This window comes from Streptomyces sp. HP-A2021, from assembly GCF_022807935.1.
Classification (GTDB): domain Bacteria; phylum Actinomycetota; class Actinomycetes; order Streptomycetales; family Streptomycetaceae; genus Streptomyces; species Streptomyces afghaniensis.
Map to the genome: position 1 here is coordinate 3172460 of NZ_CP094344.1, position 23347 is coordinate 3195806.

Genomic DNA, 23347 nt, shown 5'->3' on the forward strand with positions numbered 1-23347 from the left:
ACTTGGACGTACCTTAAAGGGGTGCCTGACACAAAACCCACAGTCGCGGTGCTGACCGCGTTGTCACTGGAGTACGCGGCCGTACGGGCTCACCTCACGGACCTGCGGAAGCGGGAGCATCGCCGGGGAACCCGGGCGGAGGTGGGGCGGTTGCCCGGTACGCCGTGGTCGGTGGCACTGGTCGAGATGGGCGAGGGGAACCTGACGGCCGCGGCGCTGACCGAGCGTGTGATGTCGTGGCTGGAGCCCGAGGCCGTCTTCTTCGTGGGAGTCGCCGGGGGGTTGAAGAGCGACATCGCACTGGGTGACGTGGTGGTGGCGACCAAGGTGTACGCGGTCCACGGCGGAAAGGAGACACCGGAGGGCTTCCTCGTACGGCCGGAAGCGTGGCGGGCCTCGCACCGGTTGGCCGCGGCGGCGCGGGACGCCTTGCGGGACGATCCGCGGGCGCATCTGAAGCCGGTCGCGGCGGGGGATGTGGTACTGGCGGCTGTGGAGTCCGGGCTGGCCGAGCATCTGCGGAGGCATTACAACGACGCGGCCGCCATGGAGATGGAGGGCTCGGGGGTCGTGAGTGCGGTGCATCTCGCCGGTGGGGATGCGCTGGTGATCCGGGGGATCAGCGATCGGGCTGACGGGGACAAGTCCCGCGTGGACGCGGAGGGCCGGCAGCCGAGGGCCGCGGCGAGTGCGGCCGCGGCGGTGGTGGCGGTACTGCGGGAGCTGCGGCCGGTCGGGGGGCGGGCGTCGGTTTCCGGCGGCTTCGACGACCCTGAGGAGGGCCCCCATCGCGGGCCGGCGCACGGAGGGGACCACCTCGACTTCCGGGGGAGCACCTTCCACGGGCCCGTCATCGCCAAGCAGATGGGGCGACGGGACGGGGAACGGCAGTAGCTCGGGGCCGGGACCCGTTCATGGTCCGGTGCCGGTGGCGACGGCCGCGCTCCCGGGAGTACCCGCGGCGTTCACGGGACGGGACGAGGACCTGGCCCGGCTGATGCCGGTGCTGGACCCGTCGGCGGGTTCCGACCTGCCGGTGGTGATCTGCGCGGTGTCCGGGCTGGGGGGCATCGGGAAGACCGCGTTGGCGTTGTACGCGGCGCACCGGGCGGTCGCGGAGGGGTGGTTTCCCGGTGGCACGTTGTTCGTCGACTTCCGGGGATACGACAAGGACCCCGTGACGGCTGATCAGGCGCTGCTCACGCTGTTGGACGGGATGGGGGTGCGGAGCTCGGATCTGCCGCAGACGGCGAACGCTCAGTACGCGCTGTATCGGCGGCTGCTGGCCGAGGAGCGCCGGTCGATGCTGCTGATCCTCGACAACGCGTCGGATCCGGAGCAGGTCTCCCCGCTCGTGCCCGGGACGGATCACCACCGGGTGCTGATCACGTCTCGGGATCGGCTGACCGACCTGGACGCGCGGCTGTTCGACCTCGACGTGCTCAAGCCGGAGGCGGCGGCCGAGCTGATCGACCGGTCGTTGCGGTTGAGCGACGGGAGTGACGACCGGGCCGCCCGTGAGCCGGATGCCGTTGCCGAGCTTGTCATCCTGTGCGGTCTCCATCCGCTTGCGTTGCGGATCGCTGTCGGCATGCTGCGCAAACGCCGGTACCGGAGCATCGCCTCGCTCGTGGGCGAGTTGCGGGAGGCCGAGGATCGGGCGGGGGCTTTGGGGGTCCGGCCCGTCTTCGAGGTGGCGTACGGACAACTGGCGCCGGAGCCGGCGAGGTTGCTGCGGTTGGTGTGCCTCGCTCCTACGGCCGAGGTCAGTGGTGAGGCGGCCGGGGCGTTGGCCGGACTCGGGCTCGAACAGACGGCCGGTCTGCTGGAGGAGCTTGCCACCTCGCACCTTGTGACGCCGGTGCCGACCGGTGGAGATGTGCGGTGGCGGTTGCACGACCTGGTGCGGGCCTTCGGGGCGAGCGTGGTGGCGGGGGATGCGGATCTGCGGGCGGAGGGGGAGGCCGCGCGGGAGCGGATCCTGGAGTTCTACCACCGGTGGACGACTGCGGCGGACGACCGGCTGAACTGGCTGCCGGGCATGCCGGAACCGGAGCGGTTCGCGGACGTGGCGGAGGCACTGGCATGGCTCGACGGGGAACGGACAGGCCTGGTGGGGGCGGCACAGTGGGCACGTGAGGGGCGGCACGCGAGCCTCGCGGTGAAGTTGACCGTACGCCTGACCAGGTACTTCGACTGGCGGCGCTACTACGATGAATGGTCCGGTCTCGCGCGCATCGCTCAGGAAGCCGCCCACCGTGCGGGAGACGTCGTCGGTGAGATCGATGCCTGGGACAGACTGGCCATGGCACTGCGTGAGGTCGACAAGCCGGAAGAGGCGATCGCCGCACACAGACACTGTCTCGCTCTGCTCCAGGCCGTGGGAGACGACAGGCGTGTGGCCAACGCGTGGGACGGCCTTGGTCTTGCCCTGACCGTCGCGGGTCGTTTTGAGGAGGCTATCGACGCGAACATTCGGGTCCTGGATCTGCGCCGGGCGGCCGGGGACCGTCGTAACGAGGGCAACTCATGGAACCATCTCGGCATCGCGCTGCACGAAGCGGGCAGAGTGGAAGAGGCCATTGATGCCTACACCCACGCCCGCGACCTGTATGAAGCCGTCGAGGACCGCAACCGCGCAGGTATGGCGTGGCACAACCTCGGCAACGCTCTGATGGACGCGGGCCGTTTGCCGGAAGCCATGGACGCCTACGGCAACTCCCGGGTGAGACACCGTGAGTTCGGTGCCTGGTACCACGAAGGCACGGCCCTCTGGGCCCTCGCTCGCGCTCATGAGGCCGCCGGCCATCCCGTCGAAGCCCGGACGGCCTGGCTCGACGCCGCCGAAGCCTTCGCTCGTGCCGACGCCACCGAAGAAGCCGCCGAAGCCCAATCCGCCGCAGACGCATTGACCTGACTAGACCACTCAACCTACGTTCACCGGGCAGCCATCCCCGCGCCACAACGAAGTGAGCCCGCAGGAGGTCATGCCCGTGCGCCCCACCGCCGCCTTACTCCCTGCCGTCTTCGTCGCAGCCACGCTCACTGCCTGCGGCAGCAGCTCCGGCAGCGACCCCGACACCGTGAAGGTCTCCTTCAAACAGTCCACGGACAACTCCATCAAGGTGATGGACACCTATCTGGCGGACATCAAGAAGCAGTTCGAGAAGGCCCACCCGGGCAAGAAGGTCGAGCTCGTCCCGATCAAGGCCCCGGACTCGGAGTACTACACCAAGCTCCAGCAGATGCTCCGCTCCCCCAAGACGGCACCCGACCTGGTCTACGAGGACACGTTCCTCATCAACTCGGACATCACCAGCGGCTACCTCAAGCCCCTTGACCCCTACCTCGCCAAGTGGCCGGACTGGAACCGGTTCATCGACACGGCGAAGGCGGCCGCCAAGGGCGAGGACGGCAAGACGTACGGCGTCCCCGACGGCACCGACACCCGCGGACTCTGGTTCGACAAGGACGTCTTCGCCAAGGCCGGCCTCCCCGCCGACTGGCAGCCGAAGACCTGGAAGGACGTCCTGACCGCGGCCCGCACCATCAAACAGAAGGTCCCCGGCGTCATCCCGCTCAACGTCTACACGGGCAAGCCGGTCGGCGAGGCGGCCACCATGCAGACCTTCGAGATGCTGCTCTACGGCACGAACGACGGCAGCACGGACCCCCTCTACGACAAGAACGCGAAGAAGTGGATCGCCGGCGGCCAGGGCTTCAAGGACGCACTCTCCTTCGTCGAGACCGTCTACAAGGAGAAGCTGGGCCCGGACGTCTCCGACGCGCTCGACCCGAACGTCATGACCCGGGTCCGCGGCGAGTGGCTCCCGAAGGGCAGGCTCGGCATCGCCCTCGACGGCTCCTGGCTGCCCCAGGACTGGCTGCCCGGCAGCGGCCACGAGTGGCCCGAGTGGTCGAAGAAGCTGGGCCTGGCCGCCATGCCGACCCAGAACGGCCAGGCGCCCGGCAAGGTGAGCATGTCCGGCGGCTGGACCTGGTCGATCCCGGCCAAGGCCGGCAACCCGGACCTGGCCTTCGAGTTCATCAAGACGATGCAGACCAAGGCCAACGCGCAGAAGTGGTACGTCGCCAACTCCGGCATCGCGGTCCGCGAGGACGTGGCGAAGGACCCCGGGTACGCCACCGCCCAGCCCGGCACCAAGTTCTTCACCGACCTGGTGCGGCACACCCACTACCGCCCCGCCTACCCGGCCTACCCGAAGGTCTCGACGGCCATCCAGGAGGCCATGGAGGGCGTGACGACGGGCGACACGTCGGTGGACGAGGCTACGAAGAACTACGTGGAAGCCTTGAAGGACGCCACGGACGACCAGGTCGTCGAGCGATAGGCGACGGGGACGCCCGATGACCACCACAGCACCGCACACCGACCTCGGAAAGACGCCCGGCCCCACGGCTCCCCGCCGCCCCCCGCGTCGGCCGGGCCCACTGGTCCGGGCCCTCCCCCTCACGCCCGCCGTCGTCCTCCTGCTCCTCTTCCTCGCCGGCCCGATCGCCTACTGCGTCTCCATCGCCTTCACCGACCTCCAGCTCACCGGCCAGGCCGAGGACTCGTTCGTCGGCTTCGAGAACTTCACCCGGGCCTTCGGGGACGAGGCGTTCCGCAACGCCGTATGGCTGACGCTGGTGTTCACGGTCCTGTCGTCCCTCATCGGGCAGAACACGCTCGGCCTCGCCCTGGCGGCGCTGATGCAGCGCGCGTCGAAACCGGTCCGCACGCTCACCGGCGGCATCGTCGTCACGGCCTGGGTCCTGCCGGAGGTCGTCGCCGGTTTCCTCCTCTACGCCTTCTTCCGCCGCGAGGGCACTCTGAACGGCATCCTGGACTGGCTCCACCTGCCCTCCCAGAACTGGCTGTTCACCCTCCCGATCCTGGCGGTGTCCTTCGCCAACGTCTGGAGGGGCACGGCCTTCTCGATGCTGGTCTACTCGGCCGCGCTGAACGAGATCCCCCAGGAGATCACCGAGGCCGCCGAGGTCGACGGGGCCGGGGGCCTGCGCCGCATGTGGCACATCACCCTCCCCATGATCCGCCGCTCCATCGCCACGAACCTGATGCTCAACACCCTCCAGACCCTGTCGGTCTTCGGGCTGATCTGGGTGATGACCAGGGGCGGCCCGGGCGGCAAGAGCCAGACGCTGCCCCTCTTCATGTACGAACAGGCCTTCCAGAACAGCCTGATCGGCTACGGCACGGCGGTGGCCCTGCTGCTCCTCCTGGTCGGCTCCCTCTTCTCCCTCGTCTACCTGCGCCTGCTCCGGACGGAGGTCTGACCCGCATGGCCGTCACCCTCGCCTCCCGCCGCACGGCCCGCCGCCTGGCCGCCGACGCGGGCCTCCTGGTGGTCGCCGCCGCGTTCGTCCTCCCCCTGGCCTGGGTCGTGCTGTCCTCCCTGGACCCCCACGCCGACCTCCGGGTCAAGACACCCGACGGCCTCACCCTCGACAACTTCGACGCGATCCTCACCCCCGAGATCACCTTCACCCCCCTCCTCAACAGCCTGATCCTGTGCGGCAGCGCGACGCTCCTGACGGTGGTCTGCGCGGCCCTGGCGGCCTACCCGCTCTCCCGGTTCCGCTCCCGCTTCAACCGTCCGTTCCTGCTGACGATCCTCTTCGCGACGAGCCTGCCCATCACGGCGATCATGGTCCCGGTCTACGCGCTCTTCGTCCGGGTGGACCTGATCGACACCATGCAGGGCACGATCTTCTTCTTCGCCGCGTCCCAACTGCCGTACGCCATCTGGCTGATGAAGAACTTCATGGACGGCGTGCCGAGGGAACTGGAAGAGGCGGCCTGGACCGACGGGGCGTCGTCCCTCCAGTCCCTGATCCGCATCGTGCTGCCCCTGATGGGCCCGGGCGTGGCCGTCGTGACGGTCTTCTCCTTCGTCATGATGTGGGGCAACTTCTTCGTCCCCTTCATGCTCCTGCTGACACCCGACCAGATGCCGGCCTCCGTCAGCATCAACGACTTCTTCGGGAACCGGGGCATGGTGGCGTACGGGCAGCTGGCGGCGTTCTCGGTCGTCTACTCGACACCGGTGATCCTTCTGTACGTCCTGATCGCCCGACGCCTGGGAGGGGGCTTCGCCCTGGGAGGGGCGGTGAAGGGCTGACCGGCGCGGTTGCCGGGGCTGGGGCGTAGCGCAACCCGGCGGAGCGGGGTGCCGCTGCGCCCACCCGTGCCGCCCTCAGCGGCACGACTGCCCGCAGCGAGGGCGACCACGACGCGCCCGCACCCGCGTACGCACGGAAGGGGCCGTGTCGGGGGGTGTCCGCCCGCAGCGGTTGGCGCGTCAACGGACAGTCAGTCGGCGTCCGACCCCATCGCGCCGTTCCGAGGACGGACACCCCCCGGCGCGGCCCCGACCCACAACCGGCGAGCAGGCGCAACGCGCACCCCCACCGAAGCAGCCACAGGCCGCCGCAGGCACCCCGCCCAACCGCCGGAGCCTCACCGCACCAGACACGGCCGCTTCGCGTCGAACTCCCAGCCCGGCACCAGATACCGCATCCCCACCGCATCGTCCCGAGCCCCCACCCCCTTCTCCCGGTACAGCTCGTGCGCCGCCAGCAGCCGGTCCATGTCGAGCTCGACACCCAGCCCCGGCGCGTCCGGCACGGCGATCTCCCCGCCCACGATGCGGGGCGGCGAGACGGTCAGCCGCTCCAGCCCCTCCTGCCAGATCCAGTGCGTGTCCAGCGCGTTGTACTCCCCCGGCGCCGCCGCCCCGCACTGCGTCACCATCGCCAGGGAGATGTCGAAGTGGTTGTTGGAGTGACACCCCCAGGTCAGCCCCATCGCGTTGCACAACTGCGCCACCCGCACCGACCCCTGCATGGTCCAGAAGTGCGGGTCGGCCAGCGGGATGGAGACCGACTGGAGAGCCAGGGCATGGGCCATCTGGCGCCAGTCCGTCGCGATCATGTTCGTCGCCGTCGGCAACCCCGTGGCCCGGCGGAACTCCGCGAGGATCTCCCGCCCGGAGTAACCGCCCTCCGCCCCGCAGGGATCCTCGGCGTACGCGAGCGTGCCCAGCAACGGCCGGCACAGCTCGACCGCCTCCCGCAGCGACCACGCCCCGTTCGGGTCCAGCGTGATCCGCGCCTCGGGAAAGCGCGACTTGAGCGCGCGCACGGCCGCGACCTCCTCGGCCCCCGCCAGCACACCCCCCTTGAGCTTGAAGTCCCGGAACCCGTAGTGCTCGTAGGCCGCCTCCGCCTGCCGCACGATCGCCTCCGGCGACAGCGCCTCCTCGTGCCGCACCCGGTACCACTCCACCAACGAGTCGGGCTCCCGGACGTACTCCAGATCCGTCCGGTCCGGGTCACCGACGTAGAAGAGATACCCCAGCACCCGCACGGAGTCCCGCTGCTGCCCGTCACCCAGCAGCGCCGCCACGGGCACGTCCAGCTGCTGCCCGAGCAGATCGAGCAGCGCCGACTCGACCGCGGTCACCGTGTGGACGGTGGTCCGCAGGTCGAAGGTCTGCGCACCCCGCCCCCCGGCGTCCCGGTCGGCGAACCGCTCGCCGATCTCGCGCAGCACCCGCTTGTAGTCCCCCACCTTCGCCCCGACGACCAGCGACTCGGCGTCCCGCAGGGTCCGCGTGATCTTCTCCCCGCCGGGCACCTCCCCCAACCCGGTACGCCCCTCGGAGTCGGTGAGTACGACGATGTTGCGGGTGAAGTACGGGCCGTGCGCGCCGGAGAGGTTCAGCTCCATGCTGTCCCGGCCCGCGACGGGGTAGACGGCGAACGCCGTGACGGTCGGCTGCTTCCTGCTGCTCATCAGTTGCCCTTCCTCAGAAGTACGGTTCACAGACCGACATACGGTTCACAGACTCAGGACGTCGAGGCCCCACTCGACGACGAGCACTCCGCCCAGCCCGAGCACGGCGAGCACGGTCGTATAGGACGTACGGACCTTGATGGCCTCGATGACGGAGAGGTTGAAGTACTCCTTGAACAGCCAGAACCCGGGGTCGTTGACGTGGGAGAAGGCGATGGAGCCGCAGGCGACGGCCAGCACCATGACCTCCGGGTGCACCCCGCTGCCCGCCAGCAGCGGCAGCGCCACGCCGGAGGCCGTGACGACCGCGACCGTGGCCGAGCCGAGCGCGATGCGGAGGATGACGGCGACGAGCCAGGCAAGGACGATCGGCGAGATGGACCAGCCGTCCGTGACCTCCTTGATGTAGTCGGAGATCCCGCCTTCGACGAGGACGTTCTTGAAGGCCCCGCCCGCGCCGATCACCAGCAGGATCATCGCCATCGCCTGGGCCGCCGAGCCACAGGAGGCGCCGACGTCGCTCAGGCTGCGCCCGATCCGCGGTCCGAACACCCAGACCGCCAGGCACAGGGTCAGCAGCAGGGCGATCGGCGCCGACCCGACGAAGGCGACGACGTGCAGGAACGGGCTGTCGCCCGAGGCGGCCATGTCGGTCACGGCGGCGGCCACGATCAGCACGACGGGGAACAGCGCCACGAACAGCGACCAGCCGAGGCCCGGCATCTCCTCGTCGGTGAACTCGCGCTCGCTGACCAGGCCCTTGGGAATGGCCGGCGTCAGCCGCGCGACGAACGGGAGGCGAGGCCAGGTCAGGGCGATGAGCGCGCCGGCGGGCACGGCGACGAACAGGCCGTAGAACAGCGTCAGTCCGACGGAGGCGTGGAAGGTCGCGGCGACGGCGGTGGGGCCGGGGTGCGGCGGCAGGAAGCTGTGCATGGTGGACAGGGCGATGGACATCGGCAGGCCGACCCACAGCAGCTTCGCCCCGGTGACCCTGACCAGGGTGAACGCGATGGGCACGATGATGACGAACGCGACCTCGTAGAACATGGTCACGCCGATCAGCATGGACGTGACCACCATGGCGACCTGGACCCAGCGCGGCCCGAAGGCGTCGAGGAGCTTGCCGGCTATGCGCTGTGCGGCGCCCGCGTCCCCCATCACCCGGCCGACCATGGCGCCGAGTCCGATGGTCAGCATGGTGTCGCCGATCTGGTCCCCGATGCCCTCGGAGAGGACGTCCGGGATGGTCGCCACGGGAATCCCCTGGACCAGTGCGACCCCGACCGCCACGAGCAGCAGGGCCGCGAAGCCGTTCAGTCTCAGCCTGGTCATGAGGAGGAGCAGAACCAGAACGCTGATTCCGACTACGAGCAGAGGCAAGGCAGTTCCCCTTTGAACCGGTGTCCCATCCCTATATGCAGACGGCGTCCACGTATGCAGATGGAGGCTAAGTGGATGAACGTGCCGGGTCAATGGCCGGGCGATCACGGATTTCCTGCGGACCTACGATGAGCGCATGCAGGAGAGCAGAGGGGTCCGCGGCGTGAAGTCGGCGGCCCGGACCGTCGCGCTGCTGGAACTGCTCGCCGAGCGGGGCGAACAGCCCTCGCGCCTCGACCAGCTCGCGGAGGACCTGGGGGTGCCGCGCAGCAGCATGTACCAGCTGCTCCAGACGCTCGTCGACGCCGGGTGGGTCCGCACGGACGCCACCGGCTCCCTCTACGGCATCGGGATCCGCGCGCTGCTCACCGGCACCGGCTATCTGGACGGGGACCGGCACGTCCGGGCGGTCCGCCCGTACCTCGACGAGGCGTCGGACGCGCTCGGCGAGACGATCCACCTGGCCCGGCTCGACGGCCGGGACGTCGTCTACCTCGCCACCCGCGAGTCCCACGAGTACCTGCGGACCATCAGCCGGGTCGGCCGCCGGGTCCCGGCCCACGCCGGCGCGCTCGGCAAGGCACTGCTCGCGGAGCGCGCCGACGAAGAACTGCCGTTCACGCGGTGGCCGTTGACCGCGCTCACGGAGAACACCCGCACCGACCGGGCAGCCCTCCTCGCCGACCTGGCCGGGGTGCGCGAGCGCGGCTACTCCATCGACCGCGAGGAGACGGTGCACGGCATCGCCGGCTTCGGCTTCGCCCTGCGCTACGGCACACCGGTCGTCGACGCCATCAGCTGCTCGGTCCCGGTGGCCCGGCTGACCCCGGAGCACGAGGCCCGCATCGTCTCCGTGATGCGGGACATCCGGGCGAGGATCGAATCCCGGCTACCACCGGCACCGGGCACACCCGACTGGCGCTAGTGAGGGCCCGCCCGAAGGCCCTCCGAAGCCGTCCGCCAGTCGCCCGTCAGCCGGCCGCCCCGTCCGGCAGGACCCCGGCCCGGAACGGCTCCACGCCCTCCAGCCTCCGCACCCGCGTCGGCTCGATCAGCAGCATCACCCGGCGCTCCCCGGGCAGCAGCCACGGATAGCGGTCCTCCCCGAGGTACTTCCGCGCGAGCCGGTCCATCGCCCGCTCCGCCTCCTCGCCCTCCACGAACCGGACGACCTTCCCCCGGATCTCCGCCCGGTCGTACGGGTTCGCGGGGTCGTGGTGGGACAGCGAAACGTACGGATTGCGCCGCAGATTCTCTTCCTTCACCCGCCCGATCGACGTGTTGACCATGACGTACTCCCCTTCGATGTCCGCCCACATGGGCGACACCTGGGGCGCACCGTCCGCACCGACCGTCGCGAGATGCCAGAAGTTCGTCGCGAGAAGACGCTCGCGAATATGCCCGTTGAGCTTGCCGTTCACCTGAGTGCCCGCCTTTCCGGGCCCACGCTCACCAGGCCCGGCGCCATCCTCGCCGCACCCGCGCCCCGGCCGACAGACGATCTTCAGCCCCGATCGAACCCGCCGGTAGCCGTAGCTTCCTACAATCCGTGATCCTGGCCGAACAGACCGTAGTCACCGCAGCCCCGCGCCCCTAGCTTGTGGCCCGTGCGCCGACCTTCAGCCCGCCCGAGCCAGCCCGCACCCCACTCCCTGCCCGCCACCCCGACACCCCCGCCCTTCAACGCCCCCGCCGCCCGCCGGCTGCGCGCGGCCCTCGGCATGACACCCGAGCGCGTCGCCCACGACATGCGCGTCTCCTACGGGCACCCCCGCATCACCCCGGACCACGTCATGGCCTGGGAACGCGGGGCGGCGGCCCCTTCCGCCTCGGAACTCACCGCACTCGCAGGGGTGTTGTGGTGCTCGCCCGGCGAACTCATCGGCAGACCCCGCACCCTGCGCGAGCACCGCATCGCCCGCGGCCTCGCCCCCGAGGACGTGGCCCGTGCCGTAGGACACGAACTCCACGCCTATCTGCGGATGGAGGAGACCGACACCTGGCGCGGCACCGACCGCCAGTCCGCCGCCCTCGCCGAGCTGCTCGGCCTCCGCCTGCCCGACTTCGTCACCGTCACGGGCGGCAACGCCAAGCTCGGCGACCTGCTGCGCAACGCCGTCACCACCCGCTGGCAGGCCTACGTACGCCCGGTGGCCAAGCTCGTGCCGTTGGACCGGCCGTTCCTGGAGGGCGCCCTCCAGGCACTGCACCAGGACTACCAGGGACACATGGCCGCCACCCTGAGCTGGGGCGGCGGCAGCAGCGACGCCGGCGACGCGGCCCGCGACTTCCTCGACCGGATCGTCGAGCACTTCTGGACGAGGATCCAGCAGAGCCCGGCCTAGGCCCGGGCCCAGGCCGCTCTAGAAGACCGACTCGGCCTCGTCCATCCGGTCCTTCGGCACGGTCTTCAGCTCGGTCACGGCCTCCGCGAGCGGCACCATCACGATGTCCGTCCCGCGCAGCGCGGTCATCCTGCCGAACTGCCCCTGGTGCGCGGCCTCCACCGCGTGCCAGCCGAACCGCGTGGCGAGCACCCGGTCGTACGCGGTCGGTGAGCCGCCGCGCTGGACGTGGCCGAGAATGACCGGCTTGGCCTCCTTGCCGAGCCGTCGCTCCAGCTCATGGGCGAGCGCCGTGCCGATGCCCTGGAAGCGCTCGTGGCCGAACTTGTCTATGGCGCCCTTGCCGTAGTCCATGGTGCCGTCGGCGGGGTGGGCGCCCTCGGCGACGCAGACGACGGCGAACTTCTTGCCGCGGGCGAAGCGCTCCTCGACCATCTTCACGAGATCGGCCGGGTCGAACGGCCGCTCCGGCAGACAGATCCCGTGCGCGCCGGCCGCCATGCCGGACTCCAGCGCGATCCAGCCCGCGTGGCGCCCCATGACCTCCACCACCATCACCCGCTGGTGGGACTCGGCGGTGGTCTTCAGACGGTCCATCGCCTCGGTGGCGACCCCGACCGCCGTGTCGAAGCCGAAGGTGCGGTCGGTCGACGAGATGTCGTTGTCGATCGTCTTCGGGACGCCGACCACCGGCAGACCGGCGTCGGACAGCATGCGGGCCGCCGTCAGCGTGCCCTCGCCGCCGATCGGGATCAGCGCGTCGATGCCGAACTCGTGGATCATGTCGGACGCGTTCTCGCACGCCTCGCGGAGCCGGTCGCGCTCCAGCCGGGACGACCCCAGGATCGTGCCGCCGCGGGCCAGGATGCCGCTGACCGCGTTCAGGTCGAGGGTGCGGTAGCGGCCGTCCAGCAGGCCCGAGTAACCGTCCTCGAAGCCGATGACCTCGTCGCCGTAGTTGTCGACCGCCCGGTGCACGACCGACCGGATCACGGCGTTCAGGCCGGGGCAGTCGCCGCCTGCGGTGAGAACTCCGATACGCATCGTGCTGTGTCTCCTGCTCGCTGTTGATACCGGTGAGCCTCTGCCGATTGTTTCACGCTCCACAGCCCGGCGTCGCACCCCGAGGCTGACGGGCGCCTTATCTATCGACGGAGGTATTGTCAAGAGGGTTCTGCTCACCTCGGTGGGCGATTTTTGTGCCCGTGGCTGGATAGCCATTGGCTTGATACACATCCCCCACTCGAGACGAAACGGAGAGCGCGCGTGACCCGCAGCGTGTACGTGACCGGCATCGACCGCGGCGACGGACGCCAGGTCGTCGAACTGGGGGTCATGGAGCTCCTCACCCGGCAGGTCGACCGGGTCGGCGTCTTCCGCCCCCTCGTCCATGACGGGCCCGACCGCCTCTTCGAGCTGCTGCGCGCCCGCTACCGGCTCGCCCAGGACCCGGCGACCGTCTACGGCATGGACTACCACGAGGCGTCCGCCCTCCAGGCCGAGGCCGGCACGGACGAGCTGGTGTCCACGCTCGTCGACCGCTTCCACCTGGTCGCCCGCGACTACGACGTGGTCCTGGTCCTCGGCACCGACTACGCCGGCACCCAGCTCCCGGACGAGCTGTCGCTCAACGCCCGGCTGGCCAACGAGTTCGGCGCGTCCGTGATCCCGGTCGTGGGCGGCCGCAAGCAGACCGTCGACTCGGTGCTCGCCGAGACGCGCAACGCCTACCGGGCCTACGACACGCTGGGCTGCGACGTACTGGCCATGGTCGCCAACCGGGTGGCCCGCGAGGACCGCGACGAGATCGCCGCCCAGCTCGACTCCCGGCTGCCCGTGCCGTGTTACGTCCTGCCCGACGAGCCGGCGCTGTCCGCCCCGACCGTCTCGCAGATCGGCCACACCCTCGGCGCCAAGGTGGTCCTCGGCGACGACTCGGGGCTGGCCCGGGACGTGCTCGGCTTCGTCTTCGGCGGGGCGATGCTGCCGAACTTCCTGGGCGCCCTGACCCCCGGCTGCCTCGTCGTCACCCCGGGCGACCGGGCCGACCTGGTCGTCGGCTCCCTCGCCGCGCACAGCGCCGGCACCCCGCCGATAGCGGGCGTGCTCCTCACGCTGGACGAGGTGCCCGGCGACGACATCCTCACGCTCGCCGACCGTCTCGCACCCGGCACCCCGGTGCTGTCGGTGGCCGGCACCAGCTTCCCCACCGCCGAGCAGCTGTTCTCCCTGGAGGGCAAGCTCAACGCGGCCACCCCGCGCAAGGCGGAGCGGGCGCTCGGCCTGTTCGAGCGGTACGCCGACACCGGCGACCTGGCCCGCCGGGTCTCCGCGCCGAGCAGCGACCGGGTCACGCCGATGATGTTCGAGCACAAGCTGCTGGAGCAGGCCCGCTCCGACCTGCGCCGGGTCGTCCTCCCCGAGGGCACCGAGGAGCGTGTGCTGCACGCGGCCGAGGTGCTGCTGCGCCGGGGCGTGTGCGAGCTGACCCTGCTCGGCCCGGTCGACCAGATCCGCAAGAAGGCGGCCGACCTCGGCATCGACCTCGGCGAGACCCAGCTGATCGACCCGGCCACCTCCGACCTGCGCGACGCCTTCGCCGAGAAGTACGCCGCCCTGCGCGCCCACCGGGGCGTCACCGTGGAGCTGGCGTACGACGTCGTCTCGGACGTGAACTACTTCGGCACGCTGATGGTGCAGGAGGGCCTCGCCGACGGCATGGTGTCCGGCTCGGTGCACTCCACGGCCGCGACCATCCGCCCGGCGTTCGAGATCATCAAGACCAAGCCGGACGCCGACATCGTCTCGTCGGTGTTCTTCATGTGCCTGGCCGACAAGGTCCTCGTCTACGGCGACTGCGCGGTCAACCCGGACCCGAACGCCCAGCAGCTCGCCGACATCGCCATCCAGTCGGCCACCACGGCCGGGCAGTTCGGCGTGGAGCCGCGGATCGCGATGCTGTCGTACTCCACGGGCACGTCCGGCTCCGGCGCCGACGTGGACAAGGTGCGCGAGGCCACCGAGCTGGTCCGCACCCGCCGGCCCGACCTGAGGATCGAGGGCCCGATCCAGTACGACGCCGCCGTGGAGCCGTCGGTCGCGGCGACCAAGCTGCCCGGCTCCGAGGTCGCCGGACAGGCGAGCGTGCTGATCTTCCCCGACCTGAACACCGGGAACAACACCTACAAGGCCGTGCAGCGCTCGGCCGGCGCGATCGCCGTCGGCCCGGTGCTGCAGGGTCTGCGCAAGCCGGTCAACGACCTGTCCCGGGGCGCCCTCGTCCAGGACATCGTCAACACGGTCGCCATCACGGCGATCCAGGCCCAGTCCCCCGCCCCGTCCCCGAGCGAGAAGGCGACCGCCCAGTGAGCCCCACCCGCGTCCTCGTCCTCAACTCCGGCTCCTCGTCGGTGAAGTACCAGTTGCTCGACATGCGCGACAGCAGCCGGCTGGCGGTGGGTCTGGTCGAGCGCATCGGCGAGCAGACCTCCCGGCTGAAGCACACCCCGGCCGGCGGAGAGAGCCGGGAGCGCGGCGGGGCGATCGCCGACCACGACGCCGCCCTGAAGGCCGTCGCCGAGGAGCTCGCCAAGGACGGCCTCGGGCTGGACTCGTCCGAACTGGCCGCGATCGGGCACCGGGTGGTGCACGGGGGCAGGTCCTTCACCGAGCCGACCGTGATCGACGACGCCGTGCTCGCCGAGATCGAGCGGCTCATCCCGGTCGCCCCGCTGCACAACCCGGCCAACCTCACCGGCATCCGCACGGCCCGGGCGCTGCGGCCCGACCTGCCGCAGGTCGCGGTCTTCGACACCGCGTTCCACACGACGATGCCGGAGTCGGCCGCCCGCTACGCGATCGACGTGAAGACGGCCGACGAGCACCGCATCCGGCGCTACGGCTTCCACGGCACCTCCCACGCCTACGTCTCCCGGGCCACCGCCGAGCTGCTCGGCAAGGACCCCGCCGAGACGAACGTCATCGTGCTGCACCTGGGCAACGGGGCGTCGGCCTCGGCCGTCAGGGGTGGTCGGTGCGTGGACACCTCCATGGGGCTGACGCCTTTGGAGGGGCTCGTGATGGGTACGCGCTCGGGAGACATGGACCCGGCCGTCATCTTCCATTTGATGCGCGTTGGTGGAATGTCCGCCGACGAGATCGACACTCTTCTCAACAAGAAGAGCGGTCTGATCGGTCTGTGCGGTGACAACGACATGCGGGAGATCCGCCGCCGCGTCGACGAGGGCGACGAGCGGGCGGAGCTGGCGTTCGACATCTACATTCACCGCCTGAAGAAGTACATCGGCGCCTATTACGCCGTTCTCGGGCGGGTGGACGCGGTGGCCTTCACCGCCGGTGTCGGCGAGAACGCGGCGCCCGTGCGGGCGGCCGCCCTGGCGGGCCTGGAGGAGCTGGGCCTGGCGGTGGACGGCGAGCGCAACGCCGTGCGCGGCGACGAGGCGCGGCTGATCTCGCCCGAGGGCGCCCGGGTCGCGGTGGCGGTGGTGCCTACTGACGAGGAATTGGAGATCGCGACACAGACCTACGCGCTGGTAATTGGTTCGGGGAATCACACCTGAGCGGCATCCCGCCCTTTTGTATTTTCCGCCAGACGGAATATTCCGTTGCGAAACAAACCGATAGGATCGCCCCCATGCGCCGTTCGAAAATCGTCTGTACTCTCGGCCCCGCGGTCGACTCCCACGAGCAGCTTGTCGCGCTGATCGAGGCCGGCATGAACGTGGCCCGCTTCAACTTCAGCCACGGCTCGCACGCCGAGCACCAGGGCCGGTACGACCGGGTCCGTGCCGCCGCCAAGGAGACCGGCCGGGCCATCGGGGTCCTCGCCGACCTCCAGGGCCCCAAGATCCGTCTGGAGACCTTCGCCGAGGGTCCCGTGGAACTGGTCCGCGGTGACGAGTTCACCATCACCACCGAGGACGTCCCCGGCGACAAGACGATCTGCGGGACGACCTACAAGGGCCTGCCCGGCGACGTGACCAAGGGCGACCAGGTCCTCATCAACGACGGCAACGTCGAGCTGAAGGTCACCGAGGTCGAGGGCCACCGGGTGAGGACGATCGTCATCGAGGGCGGCGTCATCTCCGACCACAAGGGCATCAACCTGCCCGGCGCGGCCGTCAACGTGCCGGCCCTGTCCGAGAAGGACATCGAGGACCTCCGCTTCGCGCTCCGCATGGGCTGCGACCTGGTCGCACTGTCGTTCGTCCGGGACGCCAAGGACGTCGCGGACGTGCACCGCATCATGGACGAGGAGGGCCGCCGCGTCCCGGTCATCGCCAAGGTGGAGAAGCCGCAGGCGGTGCAGAACATGGAGGACGTCGTGATGGCGTTCGACGGCGTGATGGTCGCCCGCGGTGACCTCGCCGTCGAGTACCCGCTCGAGAAGGTCCCCATGGTGCAGAAGCGCCTGATCGAGCTGTGCCGGCGCAACGCCAAGCCGGTGATCGTGGCGACCCAGATGATGGAGTCGATGATCACCAACTCCCGTCCGACCCGCGCCGAGGCCTCCGACGTGGCCAACGCGATCCTGGACGGCGCCGACGCGGTCATGCTGTCCGCCGAGTCGAGCGTGGGCGCGTACCCGATCGAGACCGTCAAGACGATGTCGAAGATCGTCACCGCGGCCGAGCAGGAGCTGATGTCCAAGGGGCTCCAGCCGCTCGTCCCGGGCAAGAAGCCGCGTACGCAGGGCGGTTCGGTGGCCCGTGCGGCCTGCGAGATCGCCGACTTCCTCGGCGGCCGGGGCCTGGTGGCCTTCACCCAGTCCGGTGACACCGCCCGCAGGCTGTGCCGCTACCGCGCCGTCCAGCCCATCATCGCGTTCACCACGGACGAGTCCACCCGCAACCAGCTCGCGCTCAGCTGGGGCGTGGAGCCGCACGTCGTGCCGTTCGTGAACAGCACCGACGAGATGGTCGACCTGGTGGACCAGGAGATGGTGAAGCTGAACCGCTTCAACGAGGGCGACATCGTGGTCATCACGGCCGGCTCGCCCCCCGGCGTCCCCGGCACCACCAACATGGTGCGCGTCCACCACCTGGGCGGCGCCAAGAGCTGACCCGGAAAGGGCCTGAGGGCCCGTGTACGGCGCCGAGGGCGCCCCCTGGGATACAGGGGGCGCCCTCGGCTTGTGCGGCTCCCGAACGGGCCTTGAGAGGCGTTCAGTCGGTGACGAAGTTGTGCAGCCCGGGCACGTGCAGGGTCCCGCCGAACTGGCCGGCCTGCTGGACCTTCACGTTGGTGAAGTAGATCAGCGGGATGTTCAGCGGCGGCGGGTGCTCCGGGTCGAACGTGATCGGGATCAGTCCGAGCAGGTTGCCGGAGATGCTCTCCGTGTACATCACCGTGTCGCCGTCGCGGATCGTGGACGTCGAGCCCTTGGCCGCCTGCACGTGGTAGGTCTTGCCGGACTGCTTGTCCTTGACCGTCTGGTGGAGGTCGCCGATGTCGGTGCCGCCGGAGATGACGTACTTCAGGACCTTCTTGACGGTGCCGTTGGCGGTGCGCACCTCGACGACGCCCTTGTAGTCGGCGCCCTTCAGCGTCAGCGAGCTGGCGTTGAGGAACCACGGATCGTCGGGCAGCGGCACCTTGTTGTCGACGCCGCCCTCGGCGTCGGTGGCGGCCGGGCAGTCCTCGGCGTCCGTGGAGGAGCTCGGGGACGGGCTGGGCGAGGCGGTGGCCTCCTCGGCCGCCTTCCCGGCCTGCTCCGCCGCCTTCCCGGCTCGCTCGGCCGCCTTGTCGACGGCCTTGCCGGTGTCCTCGGCCGTCTCGGACGCCTTGTCGGTGGTGTCCTTGACGGTGTCCTCGGCGGTGCCGGCGGCCTTCTCGGCCGTGTCCTTCACCGTGTCGGCGGCGTCGTCGCCCGTGGTCCCGGTGTCCTCGGACGCGGAGGCGGACGGGGTGGGGCTCGGGCTCGGGCTCGCGCCGGCCTTGTCCCCGCCGTTGAAGATGCCGCCGATGGCGTCGCCGATGTCCTCCAGCAGGTTGCCGCCGCTCTCGGACGGCGAGGGGGACGGAGTGGCGGCCGAGTCGCCGCCGCTGGGCGCGCTCGGGGACGGGGCCGGCTCGGGCTCGCCCTTGTCGTCGGAACCTGAATCCGACGAAGAGGAATCGTCCTGGTCCGCGCCCGTACCGCCCTCGGTGGCCGAGGGGGAGGGGGTGGGATCCGTCTCGCCCTTGCCGGCGTCCTCGTCCTTCGCCCCGTCGCTCGCCGAGGGGGACGGCGTGGGCGAGGCGGAGTCGTCGCCCTTGGGGTCCTTGGCGTCCTCCAGGGCCGCCACGCAGTCCTTGTACTCGTCGGCCGTCAGGCTCTTCGACGACGGCGTCGCCGGGTTGTTGCTGTCGGCGATGGCGAGCGTGGATGTGAAGCCCATGCCCATGAGGACCGCCGTCGGCATCGCCGCCATGGCTATCGCCTTGCCGGCGGGCCTGTTGAACCTGGTGAACAGCGGCTTCTTGGGTGCCGCGTGGCGCGGCCCGGTTCTCACACGGGACGCCTCCACATCAGCCCCGTGGGTCACCTCGTCAGCCGGCACTGTGCCTCCCGTTCGCCCCGTTGGCCGGGTTCGTTCCTGACAGATCGTTCGGCTCGCCCACCCCGTCCACGGGCCGCAGCACCGTGGTGTCGTGGTCCGTGCCGCCGGGAGCCTCGCCCGTGCCCGTCGTCGCGTGGCCGGCGAGCTGCCCCGCCGGCGGCGGGCCCGGCGCCCAGGCCACGGCCATCGCCCCGCCCACGAGGGCGAGGAGGAAGCCGATGAGGAAGCCGCCGAGGTTGGACACGGGGATGGACACCAGCGCCAGCAGGATCGCCGCGACACCCGCGAAGACGCGGACGTGCTTCTGGAACCAGAGGCTGACGCCCAGCACGACGAGCAGCACGCCGATGATCAGGGAACCGGCACCCGCGGTGGTCGCCATCGCCAGCGTCAGGTGACCGATCTGGAGGTTCGCGTACGGGAAGTAGGCGATGGGCAGTCCGCTGAGCAGGACGAACAGCCCGGCCCAGAACGGCCGCGTACCCCGCCAGGCGCGGAACTGCTGCCTCCGGAGAGTGAACTGGCCGTCTGCGGCAGGAGTCTCGGCGCTCATGGAAAAACAGCTCCCTGGTACGGCGTTGCTGTGGTGGTGATGTGGGCCGTCCGTGAAGGCCCGGCCGGAAGGTGGACGGGCGGGGGCGCCACCGGCTCCCCCGCCCGTCAGCGAGTGCTTAGTAGCACTCCTTGACACCCGTCGACAGCGACATCTTCAGGCCGCTGAGCTTGAAGGTTCCGGCAGTGGTCGCCCACGCCGTCTGCTTCACGTCGGTCAGGGTCGCCTTGTCCGCCTGCTGGGCGAAGCCGTACGGGTTGGACGTCTCGCCCTTCCGCATGGCCGGACCCTTGTTGGCGTCCTTGGCCGCCACACCGATGTCGATGTTCTCGAACGTCGCATCGGCGCTGAGGTCGGCGACGTCGATGTAGAGGTTCTGGGCCTCCACCGGCTTCGCACCCTGACCCGCACGCAGGATCAGGCTGACGTTCCCGAGCACCGGAATGTTCGGGGTGACGACCGACTGGCACAGGTTCTTGATCGTCGCCTGCTTGAACGACGAGACGGCGACCGGGTGGACGGCCTTCTTGCCGTCCATCGTGTATCCCTCGTCGAGGGCGCCGTACTGCGAGAAGCCCGTACCGACGAGCTGGTCGGTCGTGACCTTGAACGACTGCCCGGAGACACTGAACGACGCGGCGAGAGCGCCCTGCGCGAGGGCGACACCTATCGCAGCCGTGGCGGCGACGCTGGGCACCATCACCACAGCGAACCGCTTCCATCTGGTCCCGCCACGCACCTGGGACTCCATATTTCCTCCTTCTCGGACGTACATCTCCTGACCTGGCTCGCCCCGAATCGCGGCTCAGCCGTGCAGGGATGGGAGAAGTGCTACGTCCTCGGGAAGGAGAGCGCCTGCACTCGGCGGCGCAACTAGCGCCCGAATCACCGGCGATCACCCCCGAGCGACAACCACTGGTCGCGCCTGACACGCATCACGCACAACCCTGCTGGACAGGCTTCGCCGGGTGGGCGAAGACCCCCCTGTCCAAGAGCCGGCGCCACTGCCGCCGGCTCTGCTCGGTGGGGACCCAGGACGTCCCGCGACCCAACCGGCTGCCGGGGTACGGGAATGGACCGAGCGTGGCCGATCGTGGTGCATTCTCGCCGCCCGCACAAGGGGGTTCGTTACTGGCTAGTAACGGCGGGATAACCGAACAACGACCCCCCGGTCTCGGACGACGACACAGGGTGGTGCCGAACGGCGGTACAAAGCTGTTGATCGCTGGACAGAAACCGACAGATCAACGCCCATGACTTACTCGTAGTAACAGCGGCCGCGATTACCAAGTTTTGGTAAAGCGCGGCCGCGGTGACGCCCTGTCGGCAAATTCTTCACATGGGCACCACAGGCCCGTGCGTTTAACGACTGGTCAGAACAGGGCCCGAGCCAGGGCCCTACGGGCCGCGATCACGCGCGGATCCTCGGGTCCGACCACCTCGAACAGCTCCAGCAGCCGCATCCGCACGGTGTCCCGGTCGTCACCCACCGTACGCGCCACGGTCTCGATGAGCCGGCCGAAGGCGTCCTCCACATGGCCGCCCACCAGATCCAGGTCGGCGGCGGCGATCTGCGCCTGCACGTCGGCCGGCTTCTCGGCCGCCTCCCTGCGCACCTGCTGCGGGTCCACGCCCTGCACCCGCTGGAGCAACTCGGCCTGGGCGAGACCCAGTTTGGCCTCCTCGTTGCCCGGGTCCTCGTTCAGTACGTTCTTGTAGGCCTGGACGGCACCGCTCAGGTCACCCGAGTCGAGCGCCTGCACGGCGGCCTCGAGGAGCCCGTCGTACGGGCCGGCCGGCCGCTCGGGAGCCGGCTGGGCGCCGCCGCCCGGCTCGGCCTCGGGGTCGACGGCGAGGCCGGTCAGGCCGAAGCGCTGTTCCGCGACCTGCACCAGCTGGTCCAGCGTCTGCCGGATCTGCGCCTCGCCCGCGGCCCCCTGGAAGAGCGGCAGCGCCTGCCCCGCGACGACCGCGAAGACCGCCGGGATCCCCTGGATGCCGAACTGCTGCATCAGCATCTGGTTGGCGTCGACGTCGATCTTGGCGAGCAGGAAGCGGCCGTTGTACTCGACGGCCAGCCGCTCCAGGACCGGGCTCAGCTGCTTGCAGGGCTGACACCACTCGGCCCAGAAGTCGATGACGACGGGCACCTCGGCGGACCGCTGGAGGACGTCCCTCTCGAACCCCGCCTCGTCGACGTCGATGACGAGATCGGCCGGGGAGATCGCCCCCGCGCCGCCTTCCCGGGCGGCTTGCGCACGCGCCTGCTCCGCCTTCGCCTTGGCCTCCTGGGCCGCCTTCACCGCGGCGAGGTCGACGACTCCGCTCATGGACATGTTCCGTGGCTGCATGCGCCTATCCTCCCCCGTACTGCGCGCGCGTGTGAAAAACGGTGTGAAAGCCGGGCCGGTCGGGAGCCCTTCGGCGCCGGGTCCCCACCCCACGCCAGGTCACTCGAGCCCGTGTACGTCCCTCACGGGCTTTCGCTACGAGTCGTAGCGTAATGCCACACCGAACCGTCGGAACACCACCCCCCGGTGATCTCCCTCACGGCCGCACGGGAACCGCCGGTTTATGGTCATGACATGCACAGCCGCAGCCCAGCCAGCCGCACCGGGCGCCCGCGCAGCGCCACGGCGGACGCCGCGATCCTGGCCGCGACGCGGGCGGCGCTGGTCGAACTGGGCTGGTCCAAGCTCACCTTGGGAGACGTGGCGACACGCGCCGGGGTTGCGAAGACGACGCTGTACCGCCGCTGGTCCGGCAAGAACGAACTGGTCGTCGACGCGGTCGCGGAGCTCTTCGACGAACTGGAGCTCCCCGACAGCGGCTCACTGGCCGCGGACATCGAGGGCGTCGTCCTCCAGTTCGCCGCCATCCTGGCCCGCCCGGAGGCGAAGAGCGGCCTGATGGCGGTGGTCGCGGAGGCCACCCGCGACGACGCCCTGCGCGAACGCATCCGCGAGTCGGTCGTCGACCGCCAGAAACGCCTGGTCCTGGAGGGCAGATCCCGGGCCCAGGCGAGGGGCGAACTCCCGCCCGAGCCGGACCCCGTCACCGCGTCCCGCACAGCGGACCTGATCTTCGACATGGTGGCGGGAGCGGTGGTCCACCGCACGCTGGTGAGCGGGGAGCCGGTGGACGAGGAGTGGGTCCGCGGCTTCACCCTGGTGCTGCTCAGGGGCCTGGCGGCAGAAGCCGCGCACCCGGCCGCCGGCTGAGCCGTGTTCCCTGGGTCAGCCGGCCGGCCCGCTCAGGAGGAACCGCCGCCGAGGGTGATGTTGCCGTGAATGTCCCGGCCCTGGATCACCGTGCCCTGGGTGCCGCCGGAGATCTCGTTGTGAACGTCCCCGGAGCGTGAGCCGACCTCCGCGTCCGCCCGCCGCCGCCAGATCTCCAGCGCCGCCGCGAAGTCGGGGTCCTGCCGGGCGCGTTCGTTGAGCAGCGCGGCGAGCTGCCCGGCCCGCTCCTCGGTGCGCGGTGGCTCGGCGGGCACCGCCGGCTCCCCTTCGCCGGCCCGGGGTCCCCTTCGGGCGACCAGGTCGCGCAGGGACGCCCAGATCTGTTCGCCGGCCGCACCGGCCGTTCCCGAGGCGAGCGCCACGAGCAGTCCTGCCGTGATGGGTTCCACGGAGGTCCTCCAGTCGTCAGCGGATCATGCACTGATGGTTGACTGCGGACACTG

At 70.2% G+C, this 23347-nt stretch carries 20 protein-coding genes; 11 read left to right on the top strand and 9 right to left on the bottom strand.

Features of this window, described 5'->3' with window-relative positions; genetic code table 11:
• The first annotated feature begins 21 nt into the window (after nt 1-21).
• The 5 genes from MQE23_RS14240 to MQE23_RS14260 all read left to right on the top strand — a co-directional run bounded on the left by MQE23_RS14240 (nt 22) and on the right by MQE23_RS14260 (nt 6143).
• Nucleotides 22-894: a 5'-methylthioadenosine/S-adenosylhomocysteine nucleosidase gene (locus MQE23_RS14240; protein ID WP_037669601.1), complete on the top strand. Its 873-nt coding sequence runs from the start codon at nt 22-24 to the stop codon at nt 892-894.
• A 103-nt stretch (nt 895-997) separates the two neighbouring features.
• Nucleotides 998-2917, top strand: coding sequence for a tetratricopeptide repeat protein (locus MQE23_RS14245; protein WP_051185582.1), 1920 nt, complete (start codon nt 998-1000; stop codon nt 2915-2917).
• A gap of 70 nt (nt 2918-2987) precedes the next feature.
• Nucleotides 2988-4352, top strand: a complete 1365-nt coding sequence (locus MQE23_RS14250) for an extracellular solute-binding protein (RefSeq protein ID WP_037669596.1) — start codon at nt 2988-2990, stop codon at nt 4350-4352.
• A 16-nt stretch (nt 4353-4368) separates the two neighbouring features.
• Nucleotides 4369-5298, top strand: a complete 930-nt coding sequence (locus MQE23_RS14255) for a sugar ABC transporter permease (protein WP_243379326.1) — start codon at nt 4369-4371, stop codon at nt 5296-5298.
• Nucleotides 5299-5303: 5 nt separating this feature from the next.
• On the top strand, nt 5304-6143 hold the full coding sequence (locus MQE23_RS14260) for a carbohydrate ABC transporter permease (RefSeq protein ID WP_243379327.1): 840 nt from the start codon (nt 5304-5306) through the stop codon (nt 6141-6143).
• A 338-nt stretch (nt 6144-6481) separates the two neighbouring features.
• On the opposite strand, the gene MQE23_RS14265 is transcribed toward MQE23_RS14260, so the two are convergent.
• Together MQE23_RS14265 and MQE23_RS14270 are read right to left on the bottom strand one after the other, a co-directional pair.
• Nucleotides 6482-7819 (bottom strand): enolase C-terminal domain-like protein, encoded by a 1338-nt coding sequence (locus tag MQE23_RS14265; protein WP_243379328.1) that lies wholly within the window; start codon nt 7817-7819, stop codon nt 6482-6484.
• 45 nt (nt 7820-7864) lie between these two features.
• Nucleotides 7865-9202: a gluconate:H+ symporter gene (locus MQE23_RS14270; protein ID WP_243379329.1), complete on the bottom strand. Its 1338-nt coding sequence runs from the start codon at nt 9200-9202 to the stop codon at nt 7865-7867.
• A 136-nt stretch (nt 9203-9338) separates the two neighbouring features.
• Between MQE23_RS14270 and MQE23_RS14275 the strand changes: the two genes are divergently transcribed.
• Nucleotides 9339-10127 (top strand): IclR family transcriptional regulator, encoded by a 789-nt coding sequence (locus MQE23_RS14275; RefSeq protein WP_037672438.1) that lies wholly within the window; start codon nt 9339-9341, stop codon nt 10125-10127.
• A 46-nt stretch (nt 10128-10173) separates the two neighbouring features.
• Here MQE23_RS14275 and MQE23_RS14280 read toward each other — a convergent pair whose 3' ends face one another.
• Entirely contained in the window at nt 10174-10623 is a 450-nt protein-coding gene (locus tag MQE23_RS14280) for a PPOX class F420-dependent oxidoreductase (RefSeq protein WP_243379330.1), read from the bottom strand.
• 231 nt (nt 10624-10854) lie between these two features.
• On the opposite strand from MQE23_RS14280, the gene MQE23_RS14285 reads away from it, so the two are divergent.
• Nucleotides 10855-11547 carry a helix-turn-helix transcriptional regulator gene (locus MQE23_RS14285; protein WP_243382627.1) on the top strand — a complete coding sequence of 231 codons (693 nt, stop codon included), beginning with the start codon at nt 10855-10857 and terminating at the stop codon, nt 11545-11547.
• Between the two features lie 18 nt (nt 11548-11565).
• Here MQE23_RS14285 and MQE23_RS14290 read toward each other — a convergent pair whose 3' ends face one another.
• A complete protein-coding gene (locus tag MQE23_RS14290) occupies nt 11566-12591 on the bottom strand; it encodes an ATP-dependent 6-phosphofructokinase (RefSeq protein ID WP_020276077.1) in 1026 nt (341 codons plus the stop codon).
• Nucleotides 12592-12813: 222 nt separating this feature from the next.
• Between MQE23_RS14290 and pta the strand changes: the two genes are divergently transcribed.
• The 3 genes from pta to pyk all read left to right on the top strand — a co-directional run bounded on the left by pta (nt 12814) and on the right by pyk (nt 17629).
• A complete protein-coding gene (pta, locus tag MQE23_RS14295; RefSeq protein ID WP_020276078.1) occupies nt 12814-14916 on the top strand; it encodes a phosphate acetyltransferase in 2103 nt (700 codons plus the stop codon).
• Nucleotides 14913-16127 carry an acetate kinase gene (locus tag MQE23_RS14300; RefSeq protein WP_020276079.1) on the top strand — a complete coding sequence of 405 codons (1215 nt, stop codon included), beginning with the start codon at nt 14913-14915 and terminating at the stop codon, nt 16125-16127. Before pta ends, MQE23_RS14300 begins: the two co-directional genes overlap by 4 nt.
• Before the next feature lie 74 nt (nt 16128-16201).
• A complete protein-coding gene (pyk, locus tag MQE23_RS14305) occupies nt 16202-17629 on the top strand; it encodes a pyruvate kinase (RefSeq protein WP_020276080.1) in 1428 nt (475 codons plus the stop codon).
• A gap of 103 nt (nt 17630-17732) precedes the next feature.
• Here pyk and MQE23_RS14310 read toward each other — a convergent pair whose 3' ends face one another.
• The 4 genes from MQE23_RS14310 to MQE23_RS14325 all read right to left on the bottom strand — a co-directional run bounded on the left by MQE23_RS14310 (nt 17733) and on the right by MQE23_RS14325 (nt 22013).
• Nucleotides 17733-19109 carry a hypothetical protein gene (locus tag MQE23_RS14310; RefSeq protein ID WP_243379331.1) on the bottom strand — a complete coding sequence of 459 codons (1377 nt, stop codon included), beginning with the start codon at nt 19107-19109 and terminating at the stop codon, nt 17733-17735.
• Nucleotides 19099-19662 (bottom strand): DUF6114 domain-containing protein, encoded by a 564-nt coding sequence (locus MQE23_RS14315; protein WP_243379332.1) that lies wholly within the window; start codon nt 19660-19662, stop codon nt 19099-19101. Before MQE23_RS14315 ends, MQE23_RS14310 begins: the two co-directional genes overlap by 11 nt.
• Before the next feature lie 118 nt (nt 19663-19780).
• Nucleotides 19781-20413, bottom strand: coding sequence for a DUF6230 family protein (locus MQE23_RS14320; protein ID WP_037672444.1), 633 nt, complete (start codon nt 20411-20413; stop codon nt 19781-19783).
• Between the two features lie 622 nt (nt 20414-21035).
• Nucleotides 21036-22013 carry a tetratricopeptide repeat protein gene (locus MQE23_RS14325; RefSeq protein ID WP_037672445.1) on the bottom strand — a complete coding sequence of 326 codons (978 nt, stop codon included), beginning with the start codon at nt 22011-22013 and terminating at the stop codon, nt 21036-21038.
• Between the two features lie 234 nt (nt 22014-22247).
• Here MQE23_RS14325 and MQE23_RS14330 point away from each other — a divergent pair, with 234 nt between their 5' ends.
• A complete protein-coding gene (locus MQE23_RS14330; protein ID WP_020276085.1) occupies nt 22248-22883 on the top strand; it encodes a TetR/AcrR family transcriptional regulator in 636 nt (211 codons plus the stop codon).
• Between the two features lie 32 nt (nt 22884-22915).
• Here the strand turns inward: MQE23_RS14330 and MQE23_RS14335 are convergent, their stop codons facing one another.
• Nucleotides 22916-23293, bottom strand: a complete 378-nt coding sequence (locus tag MQE23_RS14335) for a hypothetical protein (RefSeq protein ID WP_020276086.1) — start codon at nt 23291-23293, stop codon at nt 22916-22918.
• Nucleotides 23294-23347: the final 54 nt, after the last annotated feature.

Coding starts and splice junctions, on each gene's coding strand:
- MQE23_RS14245 (WP_051185582.1), top strand. CDS start 998: ATGCCGGTGCTGGACCCGTCGGCGGGTTCCGACCTGCCGGTGGTGATC.
- MQE23_RS14250 (WP_037669596.1), top strand. CDS start 2,988: ATGCCCGTGCGCCCCACCGCCGCCTTACTCCCTGCCGTCTTCGTCGCA.
- MQE23_RS14255 (WP_243379326.1), top strand. CDS start 4,369: ATGACCACCACAGCACCGCACACCGACCTCGGAAAGACGCCCGGCCCC.
- MQE23_RS14260 (WP_243379327.1), top strand. CDS start 5,304: ATGGCCGTCACCCTCGCCTCCCGCCGCACGGCCCGCCGCCTGGCCGCC.
- MQE23_RS14265 (WP_243379328.1), bottom strand. CDS start 7,819: ATGAGCAGCAGGAAGCAGCCGACCGTCACGGCGTTCGCCGTCTACCCC.
- MQE23_RS14275 (WP_037672438.1), top strand. CDS start 9,339: ATGCAGGAGAGCAGAGGGGTCCGCGGCGTGAAGTCGGCGGCCCGGACC.
- MQE23_RS14290 (WP_020276077.1), bottom strand. CDS start 12,591: ATGCGTATCGGAGTTCTCACCGCAGGCGGCGACTGCCCCGGCCTGAAC.
- pyk (WP_020276080.1), top strand. CDS start 16,202: ATGCGCCGTTCGAAAATCGTCTGTACTCTCGGCCCCGCGGTCGACTCC.
- MQE23_RS14315 (WP_243379332.1), bottom strand. CDS start 19,662: ATGAGCGCCGAGACTCCTGCCGCAGACGGCCAGTTCACTCTCCGGAGG.
- MQE23_RS14320 (WP_037672444.1), bottom strand. CDS start 20,413: ATGGAGTCCCAGGTGCGTGGCGGGACCAGATGGAAGCGGTTCGCTGTG.
- MQE23_RS14325 (WP_037672445.1), bottom strand. CDS start 22,013: ATGCAGCCACGGAACATGTCCATGAGCGGAGTCGTCGACCTCGCCGCG.
- MQE23_RS14330 (WP_020276085.1), top strand. CDS start 22,248: ATGCACAGCCGCAGCCCAGCCAGCCGCACCGGGCGCCCGCGCAGCGCC.